Below are 19,151 nucleotides of genomic sequence, written 5' to 3' on the forward strand. Positions count from 1 at the left end.
TCTTGGCCAAGAAGCTGCAATGGCTGGAAGCGATGCGTGCGGTTGCCGCGTGCTGGGTGCTCGTGCATCACGCCAACCAGTCTGTCAGCGCATTCGTCGGGCCGTTGGGCGCGGGCAGTGTGGTGATTGCGAATGGCTATCTCGGCGTCGATTTTTTCTTCGTGCTGTCCGGCTTCATCATCGCGCTCTCCAGCAACCGTCTGCTGGAAACGGGCCGCGGCTTCGGTGACTACGCCCGGGCCCGGCTGATCCGCATCTACGTTCCGTACCTCCCCATCGGCATCAGCATGCTGCTGTTGTACCTGTTGTTTCCGAATCTGAGTGCAGCCGATCGAACTCCCGGTGTGCTGACCTCCTTGACCTTGCTGCCGTCCGTCAGCCCTCCTGCTCTTTCCGTCGCGTGGACCTTGATCCACGAGTTGTTGTTCTACGCGCTTTTCTCGCTGATCTTCGTTTCACGCAAGGCGCTGTGGTGGTTATTGGTGGTTTGGGCGGCGCTGATTGTTGGGCAGGCATGGGTCGGTCCGCCGCTGTCGTTGGGTTGGAAATATCTGTTGTCACCTCTCAACCTGTGCTTCCTGCTTGGCGTCGCGGTCTATTATCTGACGCGTAACGGCGTAAGGGCATGGGCTCCGGTTGTTGGCGGAATAATTGGCGCTGTTGTACTTGCCTTGGAAGTCGGCCAGCCCAACCCCAATCGCTGGCTGCTGGCATTGGCGTTTGCAGGCTTTATCGTGTGCGCGTTGTCGACCTGGGCGCAGCGCTGGAGTCCCGGGGGGGTGGGTACTCTTCATCGGCGCAGCGTCGTACTCGATTTATCTGGTTCACAACCCGCTGCTATCGATTGCCGTCCGCATCCTGAGGCGTTTCATCCCGGATGTGGCCCCACTGCCGGCGTTCTTGCTGATCACCACTCCGGCGTTGGTCGCCGGGCTGGGTTACTACTATTTCTACGAAAGGCATGGGCTGGCACTGGCGCGAAGAATGTTCGCATCGCCAATCGGCTCAGTAATCGTTACGCGCGGCTCCGTGGTTGCGGAGGGCGACAGTCGATGATCAGTTCCATGCTATTTCACGCGACGTGAATGAACCACCTAGCATTCCTGCCCAACACTTTGCCGCGCGAGTACGCAGTGTGATTTCTCGTGCGCGGAACTATCTTGCTGGCCCTGGGCTGGGAGCTCTGCTGGTCAAGGCGGTCCTCGGTAGCGCGGGTATTCGTATCGCCGGCATGGGGTTTGGTTTTCTTGTTGGTGTCCAATTGGCGCGAGGTCTGGGTGTAGCAGGCTATGGGGTGTACGGCATTGCGATGTCGATCATCGCGCTCCTAACAGTGCCAACGGAATTTGGACTTCCTCAGTTGCTGACGCGTGAAGTCGCCTCGGCTCAGGTGACGTGCAACTGGACCAAAGTTCGCGGAGTTCTACATTGGGCAAGCCGCGCGGTGTCGAAGATTTCGTTGGCTATCGCAGTTTCCGTAGTTGCTTGGCTTTTGATCGCCGATAGGGGCATAGAATCGCCTTTGGGGCGGACCCTACTGTCAGGGTTGCTCTTGGTGCCATTGGTAGCGCAAGGGAATATCCGAAGTGCCACTCTGCGTGGGCTCCAACACATTGTGAAAGGGCAACTGCCCGATGCGCTGTTCAGGCCGGCACTTTACTCGCTATTGCTATTTCTCATGTCGTTGTTGGTTGTGCCCTTGAGCCCCGCTATTGCCATGGGCTTGGGCTCAGTCTCTGCAGCCTTCGCTCTAGTGATAGCGACGTTGATGCTGCGAACAACGATGCCAGAACAGGCTGCGGCTTCGGGCGTCGTGATCGATGCGCGAGGCTGGTGGGCAGACGCGTTGCCCCTGGCGTTAACGGAGGGCATGCGAGTATTGCAGTCGCACTTAGTGATTTTGCTGTTAGGGATCATGTCCACGGTTGCGATAGTGGGCGTATATCGTGTGGCCAGCTCGGTAACCCTTCTAGTGGCGATGCCAGTCACGCTGTTCAACCTCGTGAGCGCTCCGATTATTGCTCGCCTGTATGCCGAGGGTGATTATCGGCGGTTACAGAGGCTTTTGGCGTCGGTTGCAGTGGGCATGACGCTATGCATATTAGTTCTGATATTGCCTTTTTTTGTGGTGGGCGATGTCATGCTGGGTAGAATTTTTGGTGATGATTTCTCGAGCGCAAATACGACGTTGCTGATCCTTGGCGTTGGCGTTCTGTCGAATGGGTTATTCGGGGCAAATTCCGTGTTGTTGAACATGACGGGCCATCAAGCGCGGGTGACCAGAGCGTCCGCCATTTCGTTGACACTGCTGGTGGTGGTTCTTCCTCCGCTGGTGTGGTTTTTTGGGATTATTGGCGCCGCCGTTGGAAGTTCGCTGGCGATGACAGCATGGAACTTCCTTATGTGGCGTGACGCGTTGCGTTTGCTCACGATCAATTCCTGTTTGGGCGCGATTTTTATAAGGGAGAGGGCCGATGAGAAGTGATGGTTCGCTCCGAACGATGATTGAAGCGATTGTGCCCCAGTTCGTTCGGCGGTCGTTACGAACGTGTTTGCATCACGCACAACGGGTTAGGCGTTGGCCGATCATTCTCTGGCAGGTTCTCGGTGTGACTCTCATCTACGAAAGCCGGGGTGCTGCATGTGCAGACCACAAACCGGCCGACGAGTTACCGGTAACCGCAGGGTTTTCATTAAATCGAATCGATGGCAGCAACCGGCTTGCTCACAAAGTCATTCATCGTGGATGAAGTGGAGCTCTCTTCGCAACGTATTGCTGTGCTGTTGCCTGATCTTCGTCCAGGTGGCGCCGAGCGGCTGCACGTCAATCTTGCGGCAGAGTGGGAGCGCCGTGGAATTCGAACGGATTTCATACTTTTGCGTGCGCGGGGAGAATTGCTCGATGTGCTGCCACAAGGCACGGACGTTGTTGAACTAGGTGTGGATCATTTTCGTAGCGTTCCCATTCCGCTGGCGCGCTACCTGCGAAAGTCGCGACCGGATGCCTTGCTCGCCGCAATGTGGCCGTTGACCGTCTTCGCCCCCATCGCAGCGCGTCTTGCACGGTTTCCCAAGCGCATTGTGGTCAGCGAGCATTCGCCGTTAACGCGGGCATATGCCAACCGGGGCCGATTGCATGGTGCGCTGCTGCGGTGCAGTCAGGGGATAGGTTATCCACTCGCTGACGCGCGCGTGGGAGTGTCCAGTGGCGTCGCGGACGACCTGGCAAATTCATCCGGCTTGCCGCGACATCAGTTCGCGGTAATTCACAACCCCGCAGCACGCGAAAAGGCTGATCAGGCGGGGCCTACTCCCACGGCGCTGATGCATATATCGCGGCCGCTGATTCTTACCGTCGGTACTTTGAAGAAGGTCAAGCGCCACGACTTGCTGATTAATGCCTTTGCGCGTTTGCCTGCTCAGCTCGGAGCCACGCTGTGCATTCTCGGCGAAGGTCCGGAACGACTTGCGCTGGAGTCGCAGATCAATGCATTCGGGCTTTCCGAGCGCGTTTTGTTACCCGGCTTCGCCATTGATACAGCGGCTTGGTATGCCAGTGCCGATCTGTTCGTGCTTTCGTCTGATTATGAAGGCTTCGGCAACGTCCTCGTCGAAGCGATGGAGCATGGCCTTCCGATCGTCAGCACCGATTGCCCATCAGGACCGCGCGAGATCCTCGACGATAACCGTTACGGCACGTTGGTGCCGGTAGGCGATCCTGGAGCATTGGCCCAGGCAATGCAGGATGCGCTTAGCCGCGAGCACGATGGGGCGGCGTTGAAAGTGCGCGCCGCGCACTTCAGCGTATCGAAGGCCGCCGATGCCTACCTAAACTTGCTGCTGCCGGACTGGCGCCAATCACAAACATCGGAGGCTGTGGGAAGCTAATGGGGAAGAGCGTCCTGTTCATTACTTATGACGGACTGACCGACCAGCTCGGCGGGAGTCAGATCCTGCCCTATTTGCGATCAATCGCTGAGCATCCGCGCAAATTGCACATTCTCAGCTTCGAGAAGTTGGATTGCTTTTCCGCCTCGGGTGCCGCCCTGCGTAAGGAATTGCGATCTGCCGGTATCGAGTGGACCCCGTTGACATTCTCCCGTGGTGGGAAGTTCGCCAAGGCATGGGATCTTCTGAGGATGTATGCCGTCGCGGCGCGCCTCATGGCGCGCCATCGATTCGGCGTGGTGCATTGCCGGAGCTATCAGGCGGCCCAAGTAGGGTGTTGCCTGAAGCGATTCTACGGTTGCCGAGTACTATTCGACATGCGCGGACTATGGGCCGATGAACGTGTGGACGGCGGGCTGTGGAAAATCAGTCATCCTGTCGAGCGAATGTTCTACATGTTCTACAAGCGCGTGGAGCGCAAGCTGTTGGAATGTGCAGATCATGTGGTGGCGTTGACGCAACACGTCGTCCCGGAATTGCGTAGGTTGGCCCCTGCAATGACTGCAGACGTCTCGGTAATCCCCTGCTGCGCGGACTTCACTCATTTCTCTGTCCTCAGCGACGATACCAAAGCTACCGTTCGAACTCGGCTGGGCATTCCGCCTGATGCATTCTTACTGTCGTACCTCGGTTCCCTGGGAACTTGGTACCAGCTGGAAGAGATGCTTGATGTCTTTGTCGCAGCAGCTCGTGCCAGGGCGGATGTGCATATGCTGCTCATCACCCGGGACTGGGAGCCGCGGCATGCGCAGTTGCTTGGTTGGAAAGGTGGTGCGGACTATGCGGCGCGACTCCATGTGGTGTCAGCGACGCGTGCTGAGGTTCCTGCGCTGATTGGAGCTGCCGACCTCATGTTGAGCTTCATCATGCCCGCATATTCCAAAATGGCTAGCTCGCCCACGAAGCTGGCTGAAGCGTTTGCTTGTGGCGTTCCGGTGGTATGCAATCCAGGAATCGGTGATGTGGATATGCAAGTTGAAATGCTCAATGCGGGTGTAATGATCCACCCCGGTTCTACCGCAGACATCACCCACTTAGTGGGGCGACTGGATTCATTGCGGGCGCTTGGCGGCACCGCCCTCCGTGACCGGGCTCGTAAACGGCTTGACTTGCCGGTGGCTGCCGCATTCTACCGACATGCTTACCACCTCCTGGAGGGCGCATGACCAGCTATCGAATTGTCGATGTATGCGGAACCTTGGTTCGAGACGACACCACTATCGGCCTGTTGGCGTGGCACTTCGCGCGGTCAAGGCGGTGGCGCCTGCTGGGGCTCAACCTGCTGACCGCCCGCGCCAGTCCATTGCGCGTGCTTGTGGCCATTGCTGAAAAGGCAATGGGGCGCCACGTTCTGAAGTTGCTGCTAGTGCGTTGGCTCAGGGGGGATACCGTTGCCGATGTGGCTGCAAGTGCCAGTGATTATGCCGACTGGCTGTTGGCTAATCGTCGAGTCAATTCGGTGCGGGAAGTGCTGGCTGCAGCCCCGGGGCCGCTGGTGTTGGCGTCAGCGAGTCTGGAGCCGGTGGTGCAAGTCATTGCGGCACGCATGAACGCGGATTTCGTCGCCAGTTCTCTCGCCGTAGAGGAAGGGCGGTACACGGGACGGTACATAAACGACATCACTGGCCGCAAGCGCGAAGCATTGAACGATCGACTGGGACTCGAATGGGCCGGTGGGCCATATCTGGCCATCAGCGACAATTTGACGGACCGAGCGCTTCTGGAAGGGGCCAAGCCGGCTTTCGTGGTCCTACATAATCCAGGGCACAAGACTCGCTGGAATGGAATGGATGCGGAGTTCCTGCTCGCATGTTAAGCCGACTCCTATACCTGTTGCCCTTCACGTACTTCTGGTCGACGCGCCTGCGGTCCGGCAGCATTGGGTTCCATGTGCTTTTCGAATGGGTTGCTGCGGCTGTATTGGTCGTCCAGCTTTCGCCCGAACCTTGGCCGCTGTCGTTGCAGCAGTCGCTATTGGCGTACATAGCGTTCATCAGCGTCTATGAAGTTGGATACTTGAGCAACGACCTCATCGTTGCGCCGGGGGAGGCCGGGGGACGAATGCGCGGCCCCCAAGGTACGGGACGCGGCTGGTTCACGGCCTGGGTTGTCGCACGCATATTGGCATTTATTGCTGTAACACACGTGCTCCACCAGTTGGAGAACTCGACCTGGTGGGCGTTCTTCGGCGCGCTTGCCGTGGTGTTCGCAATGCATAACTGGATCAGTGACCGCGAAATTAAGGCCGGCACATTTCTTTGGTTGTCGTGGTTCCGTTTCATGGCGCCGATAATGTTCGTGATTCCTTCCATATACTTGCTTGGTGTGGCCTTTGCCTGTGCGATGTCGTATTCGGCATTCCGGCAATTCGGCTACCTCGACAGCAAGGGCTTGTTGTCGATGCCGGGTCGCAAACGCCCCGTCGTCCGTTGGACGTTCTTCATATGGCCGCTTCTTGCCGCGGCCGTGCTTTTCCCGTCTCCGGACGCCAAGGGATTCGTGGTGTTGACGGTTTATTACGCGATCATCGCGTCGCTTGGAGTTGCGCTGACTTCGTTGCGCGGTCGATCAAGCGGACGCACCTGATGTGTGGTTTGACCGGTTTCTGGCAGTCCAGTGCGGGTGCCGATCACCTCGCGCTGCAGGCACGGCGCATGGCGGATCTCATTGCCCACCGCGGTCCCGATGACCAGGGTGCGTGGGTCGATGAGGGCGTGGGCATCGCGATTGCCCATCGCCGTTTGTCCATCGTCGACCTCAGCGCCGCCGGCCACCAGCCAATGCAGTCATCAAGTGGCCGTTGGGTGCTGGCTTACAACGGCGAGGTCTACAACCACCTCGACCTACGCCGGCAACTCGAACAGGCCAGCGCGGCGCCCGAATGGCGCGGCCATTCCGATACCGAGACCCTGCTGGCCTGCATCGAGGCCTGGGGCGTGGAACGCACCTTGCAGGCCAGCGTTGGCATGTTCGCTATCGCCCTGTGGGATCGCAGCGAACGCGCATTGACACTCGCCCGCGACCGTGTCGGCGAGAAACCGCTGTACTACGGCTGGCAGGGCGACACTTTCCTTTTCGGCTCCGAACTGAAGGCACTGCGCGCGCATCCCGCGTTCAATGCCGCGATCAACCGCGGCGCGCTGGCCCTGCTGCTGCGCCACAACTACGTGCCCGCGCCATATTCCATCTACCAGGGCATCCACAAGCTGCCGCCCGGCACCTTCCTGCGCCTCGCTGCGGGCCAGCGTGAAGTCCAGCCGGTAGCTTACTGGTCGCTGGCCGAGGTCGCCGAGCGCGGCACTGCCCATCCGTTCGAAGGTTCCGAAGCGGACGCGCTCGATGCGTTGGAACGGCATCTCAGCAATGCGGTGTGCGGGCAGATGGTCGCTGATGTGCCGTTGGGCGCATTGTTGTCGGGCGGCATCGACTCCACCGTGATCACGGCGGTGATGCAGGCCAACAGCACACGACCGGTGCGCACCTTCACCATTGGATTTGACGAGAAGCAATACGACGAGGCAACCCACGCACGTGCGGTTGCAGCGCATCTCGGCACCGATCACACTGAGCTACGCCTCCGTGGCGACGACGCGCTGGCCCTGGTGCCGCAGTTGCCGGCGATGTACGACGAGCCGTTCGCCGATTCCTCGCAGCTACCCACACACCTGGTGATGAAGTTGGCGCGTCAACATGTGACCGTGGCCCTGTCGGGCGATGCGGGCGATGAGTTGTTCGGTGGCTATAACCGATATTCGCTGGCACCCAAAGTCTGGCGACGTACGGGATGGATACCGCCAGCCATGCGCTCAAGGGTGGCGCACGGCGCTGCCAGGTTCCCCGGCCACCTGGTTGACCGATTGCCCCCTGCTATGACCCAGTCCATGGGTATGGCGCAGATCGGTGACAAGCTTCAGAAGTTGGCACGTGTACTGGGTGGGACGGAGATCCACAGCCTCGACGATCTGTATGTGTCGCTGGTGTCGGAATGGCCCGATCCTGCCGGCATGGTCAGCGGTGGCCATATGCCGCCCAACCTGCTTGACGACCGCTCGCGCTGGCCGCGGCTGGACGGCCCGGTGGCGCGGATGATGGCATTGGATGGCCTGACCTACCTGCCCGACGACATCCTGGTGAAGGTTGACCGAGCCTCGATGGCGGTGTCGCTGGAGACGCGCGCACCTTTCTTGGACCGCGACGTGATTGCATTCGCTTGGTCGTTGCCGATGTCGATGAAGCTGCGCGACGGCAAGGGAAAGTGGTTGCTACGCCGCTTGCTGGATCGTCATGTGCCAAGTGAATTGATCGAGCGCCCGAAGATGGGCTTCGGCATCCCGCTGGACGATTGGCTACGCGGACCACTGCGTGATTGGGCGGAAAACCTACTGGCGGAAGACCGCCTAAAGCGTGAGGGCTTTTTTGATTCTCGCCCTATCCGGAAAGCGTGGCAAATGCATGTGCGCGGGGAGGCGTCATTCGGCTACCGGCTGTGGTCGGTACTGATGTTCCAAGCCTGGCTGGAACAAGAAGGTGTCGCCTAATGTTCGGTTTCTGGTTGATGTTCCTCATCCCGGCGTGGGCTGTGCTGGTGCCGCGCCGTCTAGCCAGACAACATGTGGCGGCAGCATGGTGGGCGGTCGGCATTGTGTTTGCGTTGATAATCGGATTACGTCACGAGGTTGGGGGCGATTGGGCCAGTTACGCTCGCCATTTTAGTCTTGCTGCATCGATGACGTTTGGCGAGGCTATGAACAGGGGTGATCCTGGTCATTACGTCATTAACCGGCTGGTCGCGGGATTAGGCGGCGACATCTACACGGTCAATCTGATTTATGCGATCGTGTTGATGGCGGGCACGGTCGTCTTCTGTCGGCGCCAACCCAATCCGTGGCTGGCCTTGCTCGCAGCGGTGCCCTATATGCTGATCGTCGTCGGCATGGGGTACACCCGCCAATCAGTCGCGCTTGGGTTCGCTCTGCTTGGCTTGGTGGCGTTGGGCGACGGACGGATTCGCAGTTTTGTCATATGGATCGCATTGGGAGCCCTGTTCCACAAGTCGGCGGTGCTGTTGTTGCCCATTGCGGCACTGGCTTCCAGCCGCAACCGAATGCTGACCGGTGCATTGGTGTTGGCCGCCACTGGCTTGATGTACTACCTGTTGCTGGACGACAGCGCCGAGGCGTTGTGGACCAATTACGTGGAAGCCGACATGCAATCGTCGGGCGGTGCGATTCGCGTGGCGATGAACGCGTTGCCGGCGGGGTTGCTGCTACTGTTCCGGCGACGGCTGGTGCCCGATCCGCAGGAGCGCAAGTTGTGGTTGTGGATCGCAGTGTTCGCGCTGCTCTGCCTTCCGCTGGTGGGGATATCGTCGACAGCGGTGGACCGGGTGGCCTTGTATCTGATCCCGCTACAACTTTATGTGTTCGCACGGCTGCCGCGTTTGACCAGGACCACCCAAGCCCGCACCCCGCTTGTGCTCGGTATTGTGGGATTTTACGCCGCGGTGCAATACGTATGGCTCAATTTCGCTACCCACGCGCAGTACTGGGTACCGTACCAGTTGATGCCGTTGACATGAAAATCTCTGTTTCGTCTTCGAAGATCATTCTTTTCGCAAACACCGACTGGTACCTCTACAACTTCCGCCGTTCCCTGGCGCTGGCGCTAAAGCAACAGGGCTACGAGCCGCTGCTGATCTCACCCCCCGGCCCCTATGGAGAGAAACTGTGCGCCCTCGGCCTGCGTTGGGAGTCGGTGCCGATGGACCGGCGCAGCCTCAACCCGGTGCGCGAGACGAAGTTGCTGTGGTGGCTGGTGTCGCTGTTCCGCAAGGAGTGCCCTGCGCTTGTGCATGGCTTCACCATCAAGTGTGCAGTGTACGGCTCCTTGGCCGCGCGCCTGGCCGGTGTTCCGGCGCGGGTCAATGCGGTGGCCGGTATGGGTTACGTGTTCACCAGCAACGACACAAAGGCCCGGGCGCTGCGCCCGCTGGTGCGTGCGTTGATGCGCGCGGCGCTTGGCGGGCGCAACACGCGGTTGGTCCTGCAGAACCCCGATGACGTCGCCCTCTTCGAACGCGCGGGCCTAGTCGACCGCGACCGTGTACGCCTGATCCCCGGCTCCGGCGTCGACTGTTCCCGCTTTGACGCGCGTGACGGCCAGCGTGATTCTTCGCAGCCGCTGCGCGTGCTGCTGGCGGCGCGCCTGTTGTGGGACAAGGGACTGGCGGAGTTTGTGGAGGCCGCGCGGCGGCTGCACGGCGAGGGAAGGGCGATCGAGTTCCTGTTGGCCGGCGACCCCGACCCGGGTAACCCCGCTGCCGTACCCGAAGGCACCGTGCAACGCTGGGTCGACGAGAGCCTGCTCCAGTGGCTTGGCCACGTCGACGATATGCCGGCACTCTTGGCCACGGTCGACGTGGTGGTGCTACCCAGTTATCGGGAAGGCCTGCCCAAGGGTTTGATCGAAGCAGCGGCATTTGCGTTGCCGCTCGTGACGACCGATGTGCCGGGTTGTCGCGAAGTCGTCACCGATGGAGTTGATGGCTTGATGGTGCCACCGCGCGATGCCGCTGCACTTGCACTAGCGATTGCACGCCTGCAGGACGATCCGCAATTGGCCGCGCGCCTGGGCGCTGCAGCTCGGGCAAAAGCGTTGAGCCGCTTCGACGAACGTATCGTCGTGGCGGACACAATTGCCGTGTATCGCGAACTGTTGGATTAAGGCGGCTGACGGGTGACCTTCTTCGATGGGTTACTACTGGCGTTCGTGTTGATCGTCAGCATTTGGATTGGATGGCGAAGCCGCCCCGGCGCTTGGTTGGTGCTGTTCGCGTCAGCACTATTGGTTTCAGCAGCATTGTTCTTGCCCACGTCCGTTCTCATCGCATTTGCCGGGCGTGATTCGGTGTCCTTCCTGGAAGCGATGATCCGGGGGAAGTCGCCGTGGGACCTGTCCGAGGCGGCGCATTTGATCGCCTTCCTCTGGATAGGTTTGGTGTTGTGGTGGTTCCGACCGGACCTTCGTGGCTGGCGTCGCATCGCTCTATTGGTTGGCTTGGCAGTGGGGGCGGAACTGACCCAGGGACTGACCCCGGGACGTACCCCGCGTGTTGCCGATGTGGGCATCAACCTGTTGGGCGCCGCCATCAGTCTGGTGTTGGCCAAGGTCGCGGACGCGCTGTGGATGGGCTTGCGTCGCTTGCAAACGCGCGAAGCATCGAAATAAGCCGGCGCGGGCGGGTGCCGTTCGATGTCACTTGCTGACCTTAAACAAGTCAGTTACGTGACGCGTCTGGCTCTTCGGTTGTAACGCACGTCCCATTACAATCAACAACAGGGGAAAGACCTCGGTCTTGAAGGGATGGTTGGTTTTGTTCGCGCAACTTGATTGGGGAGCGGCGTTCGCCGCGACTGGGGTGACATGGTTCGTGCTGTGGTTGTTGCAACCACTTGCACCGCGATTGAACCTGTTGGACTTCCCGAAGGGACGAAAGGACCACGCGCATCCGACGCCGATCACCGGCGGCCTGGCGATGCTTGCGGGTGTGTTGGTGGTCAGCCTGTCCACCTTCGCCCACATCGATGCAGGATTGATCGCGTTCCTCTCGGCGTCGGCCGTGCTGGTGGTGGTCGGCCTGCTCGACGATCGTCTTGACCTGCCATGGACCGTGCGCATCCCGGCGCAGGTGGTTGCGGCGTTGATCATGGTTTATGTCGGTGGCGTGCGCATTGAGCAGCTCGGGCCGGTGTTCGGTCTTGACGGGATTTCGTTGGGTTGGCTGTCGGTGCCGTTCACGGTGTTCGCGACGCTGGGGCTCATCAACGCGATCAACATGGTCGACGGTGCGGACGGCCTGGCCGGTTCGCTGGTGCTGACGGCGCTCGCCTTGCTCAGTGCGGCTGCGATCTACTCGGGCAACATGGTGGTTGCCAGCCGCGCGATGATCCTGGGCGGTACGGTGCTCGCGTTCCTGATGTTCAACCTGCGCTTTCCGTGGCGTCCCAAGGCGAAGCTGTTCATGGGCAACGCCGGCAGCGCGTTCCTCGGTTTCGTGATCGCGTGGTTTGCCTTCCGCCTCACCCAGAACCCGGGGCATCCGGTCAATCCGGTGTTCGCGCTGTGGTGCGTCGCCATCCCGGTGATGGACACCCTGGTGCTGATGATCCGCCGGGTGCGCAACAAGCGTTCGCCGTTCATCGCCGATCGCAACCACATCCACCACCTGATGCTCGAGGGCGGCTTCGGCCCGACCCAGGCCGCGATCGCGCTGAGCCTGTTCACCGCGCTGTGCGTGTTGGTGGTGGGCCAGGCGATGCGGCTGGACGTACCGCACCCGGTGCTGCTGGGTGCGTTCGTGCTGATGTGCCTGGGCTGGTACTGGTTGACCGGCCGGCGCCAGCGCGCGGTGCGTTTGTTCCACTGCGTGTATACGATGCGCCTGCCCGGCACGCGTCGGCCGCAGGTGGAACTCGTGCCGGTGCCGGTGCCGCGTCGCCATGCGACCAACAACAAGGACTATTGATGAAAGTACTGGTCACCGGCACCGCCGGTTTCATCGGCTCGCATGTCGCGCTGAAATTGCTCGAGCGTGGCGATGAGGTCATCGGCATCGACAACCTCAGCGACTACTACGACGTGACGCTGAAGCAGGCGCGGCTCGCGCGCTTCGCCGACCAGCCGGGTTACACCCACATCCACGCCGACCTGGCCGATCGCGATGCGGTCGAGGCGGCGTTCGCGACCCACAAGCCGCAGCGGGTGGTCAACCTGGCCGCGCAGGCGGGCGTGCGCTACGCGGCGCAGAACCCGCACGTGTACGTCAGCAGCAACGTCACCGGGTTCCTGCACATCCTCGAGGGGTGCCGGCATCATGGCGTCGAGCACCTGGTGTTCGCCTCGACCAGTTCGGTCTACGGCGCCAACACCACCATGCCGTTCTCCGAACACCAGTCGACCGAGCATCCGTTGACGCTGTACGCGGCGACCAAGAAGGCCAACGAGATGATGGCGCACAGCTATGCGCACCTCTATGGCATTCCCAGCACCGGGCTGCGCTTCTTCACCGTGTACGGGCCGTGGGGACGGCCGGACATGGCGCTGTTCCTGTTTACCAAGGCGATCCTCGCGGGCGAGCCGATCAAGGTGTTCAACCATGGCCACCACAAGCGCAGCTTCACCTATGTCGACGACATCGTCGAAGGCGTGATCCGCGCGCTGGACAACCCGCCGGTGGCGAACCCCGGCTGGGATGCCGCCGCGCCGGACCCGGCGACCAGCAATGCGCCATACCGGCTGTTCAACATCGGCAACGAAGAGACAGTGGAACTGCTGCGCTACATCCAGGTGCTGGAGCAGTGCCTGGGCAAGAAGGCGAAGATGGAGTTGCTGCCGTTGCAGGCGGGCGATGTGCCGGATACGGAAGCCGACGTGGGCGAACTGGTGAAGGCGGTGGATTACCGGCCGCGGGTGTCGGTGGAAGAGGGGGTGGCCAATTTTGTCGAGTGGTATCGGGGCTACTACGGGGAGTGAGGGGGCGGTGCCGCGGGGACGAAACCCGCGCGCAAGCCGAACACGCTGGCGATGGCGTCCAGGGTCTTGATGGTGGGGTTGCCGTTGCCGGATTCGATCTGGCGCAGGGCCTGCACGCTGATGCCGCGATGGCGCGCGAACTGCGGTTGGGTCAGGCCGCTGACATGACGCATGCGGCGCACGGCCTCGGCCACGCTGATCTCGCCGTTCGCCAGGCCGGCATGCAACTCGTCCAGTAGCGCGCGAGCCGTCGCGGGGTCGGGACGTGGCGGGTTCCTAGGCATGTTGCCGCAACCTCGTCAGTTGTTCGGCTTGGCTGGCGATGGACGTACGGCAGGCTTCGATCACTGCAGGTTCCACGCCTGCATCGAGCATCAGCGTGGGCAGGTCGCCCACGGTGTCGGCGAACCGCGCCAAAGCTGCAGTGACGGCGCGTTCGTCGGTGGGTGGAAGTCCGAGCTGCGGGATGATCGCGCTCCACTCGTGCAGGCGCACGTCGGCGGCATCGGCCCAGTGAACCGCGCGGGGAATCAGTTCCGGGTCGAGGTACATGGGGGCGAAATCGAACAGCGGGGTCAACTGCACGCGACCGTCGGCGAGGCGTTGCACGGCGTGGTTGCGGGCGTGGTTGTCGGTATTGCGCATGGCCAAGTTCAGCACGTCACGATGCAGGAACTCGATGGTGTCCGCGAGCGGATCGCTGGAATGCCGTCGCAGTGAGTGCAGCAGTTGGGCAGTGGCAGCACCAGGGCATCGCTGTCGGCCACGCCCAGTAGTTGCAACAGCAGTTTGCGTCCCTTGCCTGGGGGACCAGGTCGTACAGGAAGGCGGGGGCGCGGGCGTTGTCGCGGTGCTGGCCCGGCGGCGCGAAGCTGACGGGCCGGTTCAATGCGATGGGCCAGGGATCGTCGGAGAAGATGTATTCCGGCAGGTACTCCACCCGCGCGCGATCATCGCCCAGCGGCTCAAGGCTTGCGGCGGGGATCCATTGGCCGTCGCGGTGGATTTCGATGTGTGCGGGAGCAGGCATGATTTGAGGCTAGTGTTTGCTGTTTAAATAGTAAATAGATTGGTTGTTGTTATTTATTTTACTATTAAAAGGTATTTAAGAGCGGTGCGTGGTGAGGGGCTTCGTTGTAGGAGCGACGTGAGTCGTGATTTTCCTGATGTCCGGTTGCGTCGTGCGATCGCGACTTACGTCGCTCCTACGCGGGGCGGGCGGGTGGTGCGAGGAGTGGTAATTCGTCGGTCTTGGCGAATTGACATCAGGCCTAGGCCGGAGTAAAACTCGTCATTAGTTGCGATTTATCGCGATATTTACCGTTAATTCGGCAGTTATGACGATATGAAGATCGGGGCGGAACTCACGGATCTGGCGGTGTTGCAGGCGCTCGGGGAACGGTTGGCGGCGCGTCGCATTGCGATGGGCATGACCCAGGCCGAAGCCGCGGAGCAGGCGGGGGTATCAAAGCGGACGCTGGAACGGCTGGAGGCGGGCGACGCGGTGCAGTCGCCCAACCTGGTACGGGTGTTGCGGGTGTTGCAACTGCTTGACGGGCTGGAGGCGCTGCTGCCGTCGGCGGGTCCGGGGCCGATGGATGTGTTGCGGCGCGAGGGCAAGACGCGGCAGCGGGCGCCGCGTGCGGGTGTCGGCGAGCCGGCCGGCCAACCCTGGCGTTGGGGCGATGAATCGTGACGACGCTGGCCGAAGTGCGGCTTTGGGGCCGGACGATCGGTGCGGTGACGCTGGCCGATGGCCGCGACGTCGCCGAGTTCCAGTACGCGCGCGAGTTCGTCGGCAGCGGCATCGAGGTGTCGCCGCTGGTGATGCCGTTGGCGGCGACGGTGTACTCGTTCCCGGCGCTGCCGCGGGCGACGTTCCATGGCTTGCCGGGGTTGCTGGCCGATTCGCTGCCGGATGCGTTCGGCAACACCCTGATCGATGCGTGGCTGGCGGGGCAGGGGCGCACGCCGGAGTCGTTCAACGCGGTCGAGCGCTTGTGTTACATCGGCGCGCGCGGGATGGGCGCGCTGGAGTTCGCGCCGGCGCAGGGGCCGGACGGACGCGCCGATCGCCGGGTCGAGGTCGATGCGCTCGTCGAGTTAGCATCGGAGGTGCTGCGCCATCGCAACAACCTGCAGGCGTCGTTCGCCGACGAAGATCGCGCGCAGGCGTTGCGGCAGATCCTGCGTGTCGGCACGTCAGCGGCGGGTGCGCGGGCCAAGGCGCTGATCGCGTGGAACCCGGCGACCCAAGAGGTGCGCTCGGGCCAGGCCGGGGTGGGCGAGGGGTTCGAGCACTGGCTGCTCAAGCTCGACGGCGTGTCCGGCAACCGCGACAAGGAGCTGGAGGATCCGCGCGGCTATGGCGTGATCGAGTACGCCTACTACCTGATGGCCCGCGCCGCCGGCATCGACATGACCGAGTGCCGGCTGCTGGAGGAGAACGGCCGGCGCCACTTCATGACCCGCCGTTTCGACCGGGGCGCCGACGGCGGCAAGCTGCACATGCAGTCGCTGTGCGGGCTTGCCCATTACGACTTCAACGCCGCGGGTGCCTACAGCTACGAGCAGGCGCTGATGGTGATCCGCCGGTTGGGTCTGCCGATGGTGGCGGTTGAGCAACAGTTCCGGCGGATGGCGTTCAATATCGTCGGCCGCAACCAGGACGACCACGTCAAGAACATCGCGTTCCTGATGGATCGGGCGGGGCGCTGGTCGTTGTCGCCGGCGTTCGATATGACGTGGAGTTTCAATCCTGCGGGCATGTGGACCGCGCGGCATCAGATGACGATGAATGGGAAGCGGGATGGGTTCGACCGCGGGGATTTCCGCGCCTGCGGCAAGGTGGCGTCGTTGAAGCGCGGGCGGGCGGAGGCGATTCTTGATGAGGTGGTGGGGGCGGTGAAGCGTTGGCCGGGGTTCGCCGATGAAGCCGGCTTGTCGCCGCAATGGCGCGACCAGATCGCCACAACCCAGCGCCTCGACCTCTTGTAGGAGCGGCTTTAGCCGCGATCGGGAACCGTTTGCCCGCGCCGGCTCCCGATCGCGGCTAAAGCCGCTCCTACGAAAAGCGCGGAACGCACGGAGCGCGGAAAGCGCGGAAAGCACGGAGCACGGAGCACGGAGCACGGAAAGTACGGAAAGTACGGAAAGCGACGGGGATTCTCTCGTCTTGCGACCGCCGCCGGCTAAAGTGACGACTCGTCCCGCTCCGACACCGCCGCATGTCATTCGCCCCCAAATCGTCCAGCAAGTCCGCCGCCAAGGCCAAGGTCGCCTACGTCTGTTCCGAGTGCGGCGCCGACCACAACAAGTGGCAGGGCCAGTGCGACGAGTGCGGGGGGTGGAATTCGCTGAGCGAGTTCGTGATCGAGTCGGCGGCGGCGATGAAGGCTGGCGGGACCGGGGCGTCGCGGCGCAGTGGCTGGGCGGGCAAGGTCGACGCTCCGAAGGTCACCGCCCTGAAGGACGTCACCCACAGCGAGGACGCGCGGGTTTCTACCGGCATCGGCGAGCTCGACCGGGTGCTCGGCGGTGGCTTGGTGCAGGGTGCGGTGGTGCTGGTCGGCGGCGACCCGGGCATCGGCAAGTCGACCTTGTTGCTGCAGGCGGTGGCGAAGATGGCCGCGACCTTGCCGGCGCTGTACGTCACCGGCGAGGAATCATTGGCGCAGGTCGCCGGCCGTGGCGCGCGGCTGGGCCTGCCGCTGGACGGCGTCGACGCGCTGGCAGAAACCGGGGTCGAGAAGATCCTCGAGCAGGCGGTGGCGACCAGTCCGCGGCTGATCGTCGCCGACTCGGTGCAGACCCTGTGGACCGAATCGCTGACCGCCGCGCCGGGCTCGGTCAGCCAGGTCCGCGAGAGTGCTGCGCGGCTGGTGCGCTACGCCAAGGAAACAGGCACCGCGGTGTTCCTGGTCGGCCACGTGACCAAGGAGGGCGGCATCGCCGGCCCGCGCGTGCTCGAGCACATGGTCGATGCGGTGCTGTATTTCGAGGGCGAGAGCGGCAGCCGGTTCCGGGTGCTGCGCGCGTTCAAGAACCGCTTCGGCGCGGTCAACGAGCTGGGCGTGTTCGCGATGGGCGACAAGGGCCTGCGCGAAGTGCCGAATCCGTCGGCGATCTTCCTGTCGGGCAGCGCCAGCCCGCAGCCGGGCAGCTGCGTGATGGTCACCCGCGAAGGCACCCGGCCGTTGCTGGTCGAGGTGCAGGCGCTGGTCGACTCGTCACCGTTGTCGAACCCGCGACGGGTCGCGGTCGGCATGGAGCAGAACCGGTTGGCGATGTTGCTGGCGGTGCTGCACCGCCACGGCGGGATCGGCGTCGGCGACCAGGACGTGTTCGTCAACGTGGTCGGCGGCATCCGCGTGCAGGAGACGGCGGCGGATTTGCCGGTGTTGCTGGCGGTGTTGTCGTCGCTGCGCGACAAGCCGCTGGCGGAGCAGACCATCGCGTTCGGCGAAGTCGGCCTGTCCGGCGAGATCCGCCCGGTGCCGAATGGCGAGGACCGCTTGAAGGAGGCCGCGACCCACGGCTTCAAGCGCGCAATCGTGCCCAAGGGCAATGCGCCGAAGAGCGGCCGCGTCGGCGAGATGAAGGTGATCGCGGTCGAGCGCCTGTCCCAAGCGCTGGAAGCCGCAGTCTGACCAACCCTGTGGACCCGTGCTGTAAACCCGCCTAGGCCGAGAACACGACGGTCTTGCGGCCGTTGAGCAGCACCCGGTCGTCAAGGACGTAGCGCAGCGCTTGCGCCAGCACCCGGCGCTCGATGTCGCGGCCAATCCGCACCAGGTCGTCGGGGCTGTGGTGATGGCCGACGCGCTCGGTGTCCTGCTCGATGATGGCGCCATCGTCGAGGTCGGCGGTGACGAAGTGCGCGGTGGCGCCGATCAGCTTGACGCCCTGCGCGTGGGCCTGGTGGTAGGGACGGGCGCCCTTGAAGCCGGGCAGGAACGAGTGGTGGATGTTGATGCAGCGGCCGGCGAGCTTGTCGGCCAGTGGCGCCGAGAGGATCTGCATGTAGCGCGCCAGCACCACCAGTTCGGTGCCGCTGCGTTCGATCAGCGACCAGAGTTCCGCCTCCTGGGTCGCGCGTGATTGCGGATTGACCGGCAGGTGATGGAAATCCACGCCGTCCAGGTCGAGGTGCCGGTACTGCTCGCGTGGGTGGTTGGCGACGATCGCGGTGAGCTGCATCGGCAACTCGCCGAGCCGCCAGCGGTACAGCAGGTCGGCCAGGCAATGGTCGAAGCGCGAGACCAGCAACATCACCCGTCGCGGTCGGCTGCGGTCGCGCAGCGTCCAGTCCATCGACCAGGCCGGCGCGAGCGCGGCGAAGTCCGACTGCAGCGCCTCGCAATTGCCGCCATCGACGAGCACGAACAGCACGCGCATGAAGAAGCGCCCGGTTTCGACGTCGCCGTACTGCTGGGCTTCCAGCACGTTGCCACCGTGCCGCAGCACGCAGGCGCTGACGGTGGCGACGATGCCCGGCCGGTCCGGGCAGGTCAGCGTGAGCGCGTATTGCGGGGCAGCCATGTCCGGAACAACGGATTTGTCCCGCCGCAGCGGACTTCGGCACTGAAGCAATGTGACCGGGTTCATTGTGCGGCCCCCGGGTTCCCTTTAGGGTCCGGGCAACAGCTGAATGGCCGCGAAGGTGGCAGGGA

At 62.6% G+C, this 19,151-nt stretch carries 18 protein-coding genes; 15 read left to right on the forward strand and 3 right to left on the reverse strand.

Going from position 1 to position 19,151, the window contains the following annotated elements; translation table 11 throughout:
* Window positions 1-2: 2 nt before the first annotated feature.
* The 12 genes from ACT9F5_RS00500 to ACT9F5_RS00555 all read left to right on the forward strand — a co-directional run bounded on the left by ACT9F5_RS00500 (window position 3) and on the right by ACT9F5_RS00555 (window position 13,479).
* A complete protein-coding gene (locus ACT9F5_RS00500) occupies window positions 3-1,085 on the forward strand; it encodes an acyltransferase family protein (RefSeq protein ID WP_445118005.1) in 1,083 nt (360 codons plus the stop codon).
* Window positions 1,082-2,485 carry a lipopolysaccharide biosynthesis protein gene (locus ACT9F5_RS00505; protein ID WP_445118006.1) on the forward strand — a complete coding sequence of 468 codons (1,404 nt, stop codon included), beginning with the start codon at window positions 1,082-1,084 and terminating at the stop codon, window positions 2,483-2,485. Before ACT9F5_RS00500 ends, ACT9F5_RS00505 begins: the two co-directional genes overlap by 4 nt.
* Before the next feature lie 221 nt (window positions 2,486-2,706).
* Complete coding sequence (locus ACT9F5_RS00510) at window positions 2,707-3,888, forward strand: glycosyltransferase (protein WP_445118007.1); 1,182 nt, start codon at window positions 2,707-2,709, stop codon at window positions 3,886-3,888.
* Window positions 3,888-5,114 (forward strand): glycosyltransferase, encoded by a 1,227-nt coding sequence (locus tag ACT9F5_RS00515; RefSeq protein ID WP_445118008.1) that lies wholly within the window; start codon window positions 3,888-3,890, stop codon window positions 5,112-5,114. Before ACT9F5_RS00510 ends, ACT9F5_RS00515 begins: the two co-directional genes overlap by 1 nt.
* Window positions 5,111-5,764 (forward strand): haloacid dehalogenase-like hydrolase, encoded by a 654-nt coding sequence (locus tag ACT9F5_RS00520; RefSeq protein ID WP_445118009.1) that lies wholly within the window; start codon window positions 5,111-5,113, stop codon window positions 5,762-5,764. Before ACT9F5_RS00515 ends, ACT9F5_RS00520 begins: the two co-directional genes overlap by 4 nt.
* Window positions 5,758-6,534 carry a hypothetical protein gene (locus ACT9F5_RS00525; protein ID WP_445118010.1) on the forward strand — a complete coding sequence of 259 codons (777 nt, stop codon included), beginning with the start codon at window positions 5,758-5,760 and terminating at the stop codon, window positions 6,532-6,534. The genes ACT9F5_RS00520 and ACT9F5_RS00525 overlap by 7 nt, the downstream gene beginning before the upstream one ends.
* A complete protein-coding gene (gene asnB / locus ACT9F5_RS00530) occupies window positions 6,534-8,486 on the forward strand; it encodes an asparagine synthase (glutamine-hydrolyzing) (protein WP_445118011.1) in 1,953 nt (650 codons plus the stop codon). Before ACT9F5_RS00525 ends, asnB begins: the two co-directional genes overlap by 1 nt.
* Window positions 8,486-9,526 carry an EpsG family protein gene (locus tag ACT9F5_RS00535; protein WP_445118012.1) on the forward strand — a complete coding sequence of 347 codons (1,041 nt, stop codon included), beginning with the start codon at window positions 8,486-8,488 and terminating at the stop codon, window positions 9,524-9,526. Before asnB ends, ACT9F5_RS00535 begins: the two co-directional genes overlap by 1 nt.
* Window positions 9,523-10,671, forward strand: coding sequence for a glycosyltransferase (locus ACT9F5_RS00540; RefSeq protein WP_445118013.1), 1,149 nt, complete (start codon window positions 9,523-9,525; stop codon window positions 10,669-10,671). The genes ACT9F5_RS00535 and ACT9F5_RS00540 overlap by 4 nt, the downstream gene beginning before the upstream one ends.
* A 12-nt stretch (window positions 10,672-10,683) precedes the next feature.
* A complete protein-coding gene (locus ACT9F5_RS00545; protein ID WP_445118014.1) occupies window positions 10,684-11,175 on the forward strand; it encodes a VanZ family protein in 492 nt (163 codons plus the stop codon).
* A 235-nt stretch (window positions 11,176-11,410) separates the two neighbouring features.
* Window positions 11,411-12,472: an MraY family glycosyltransferase gene (locus tag ACT9F5_RS00550; protein WP_445118015.1), complete on the forward strand. Its 1,062-nt coding sequence runs from the start codon at window positions 11,411-11,413 to the stop codon at window positions 12,470-12,472.
* Window positions 12,472-13,479, forward strand: coding sequence for an NAD-dependent epimerase/dehydratase family protein (locus ACT9F5_RS00555; RefSeq protein ID WP_445118016.1), 1,008 nt, complete (start codon window positions 12,472-12,474; stop codon window positions 13,477-13,479). The genes ACT9F5_RS00550 and ACT9F5_RS00555 overlap by 1 nt, the downstream gene beginning before the upstream one ends.
* Here the strand turns inward: ACT9F5_RS00555 and ACT9F5_RS00560 are convergent.
* Together ACT9F5_RS00560 and ACT9F5_RS00565 are read right to left on the reverse strand one after the other, a co-directional pair.
* Complete coding sequence (locus ACT9F5_RS00560) at window positions 13,467-13,763, reverse strand: helix-turn-helix domain-containing protein (protein ID WP_445118017.1); 297 nt, start codon at window positions 13,761-13,763, stop codon at window positions 13,467-13,469. The genes ACT9F5_RS00555 and ACT9F5_RS00560 overlap by 13 nt on opposite strands.
* On the reverse strand, window positions 13,756-14,208 hold the full coding sequence (locus ACT9F5_RS00565) for a HipA domain-containing protein (protein WP_445119455.1): 453 nt from the start codon (window positions 14,206-14,208) through the stop codon (window positions 13,756-13,758). Before ACT9F5_RS00565 ends, ACT9F5_RS00560 begins: the two co-directional genes overlap by 8 nt.
* A gap of 616 nt (window positions 14,209-14,824) precedes the next feature.
* Here ACT9F5_RS00565 and ACT9F5_RS00570 point away from each other — a divergent pair.
* The 3 genes from ACT9F5_RS00570 to radA all read left to right on the forward strand — a co-directional run bounded on the left by ACT9F5_RS00570 (window position 14,825) and on the right by radA (window position 18,128).
* Window positions 14,825-15,175 (forward strand): helix-turn-helix domain-containing protein, encoded by a 351-nt coding sequence (locus ACT9F5_RS00570; protein ID WP_445118018.1) that lies wholly within the window; start codon window positions 14,825-14,827, stop codon window positions 15,173-15,175.
* On the forward strand, window positions 15,172-16,476 hold the full coding sequence (locus ACT9F5_RS00575) for a HipA domain-containing protein (RefSeq protein ID WP_445118019.1): 1,305 nt from the start codon (window positions 15,172-15,174) through the stop codon (window positions 16,474-16,476). The genes ACT9F5_RS00570 and ACT9F5_RS00575 overlap by 4 nt, the downstream gene beginning before the upstream one ends.
* 230 nt (window positions 16,477-16,706) lie before the next feature.
* Window positions 16,707-18,128 (forward strand): DNA repair protein RadA, encoded by a 1,422-nt coding sequence (radA, locus tag ACT9F5_RS00580; RefSeq protein WP_445118020.1) that lies wholly within the window; start codon window positions 16,707-16,709, stop codon window positions 18,126-18,128.
* Between the two features lie 31 nt (window positions 18,129-18,159).
* On the opposite strand, the gene purU is transcribed toward radA, so the two are convergent.
* The gene (purU, locus tag ACT9F5_RS00585; protein WP_445118021.1) at window positions 18,160-19,020 is read right to left on the reverse strand and encodes a formyltetrahydrofolate deformylase; all 861 of its coding nucleotides are present in this window, start codon (window positions 19,018-19,020) and stop codon (window positions 18,160-18,162) included.
* Window positions 19,021-19,151: the final 131 nt, after the last annotated feature.

It is taken from the genome of Lysobacter sp. F6437, assembly GCF_052547215.1.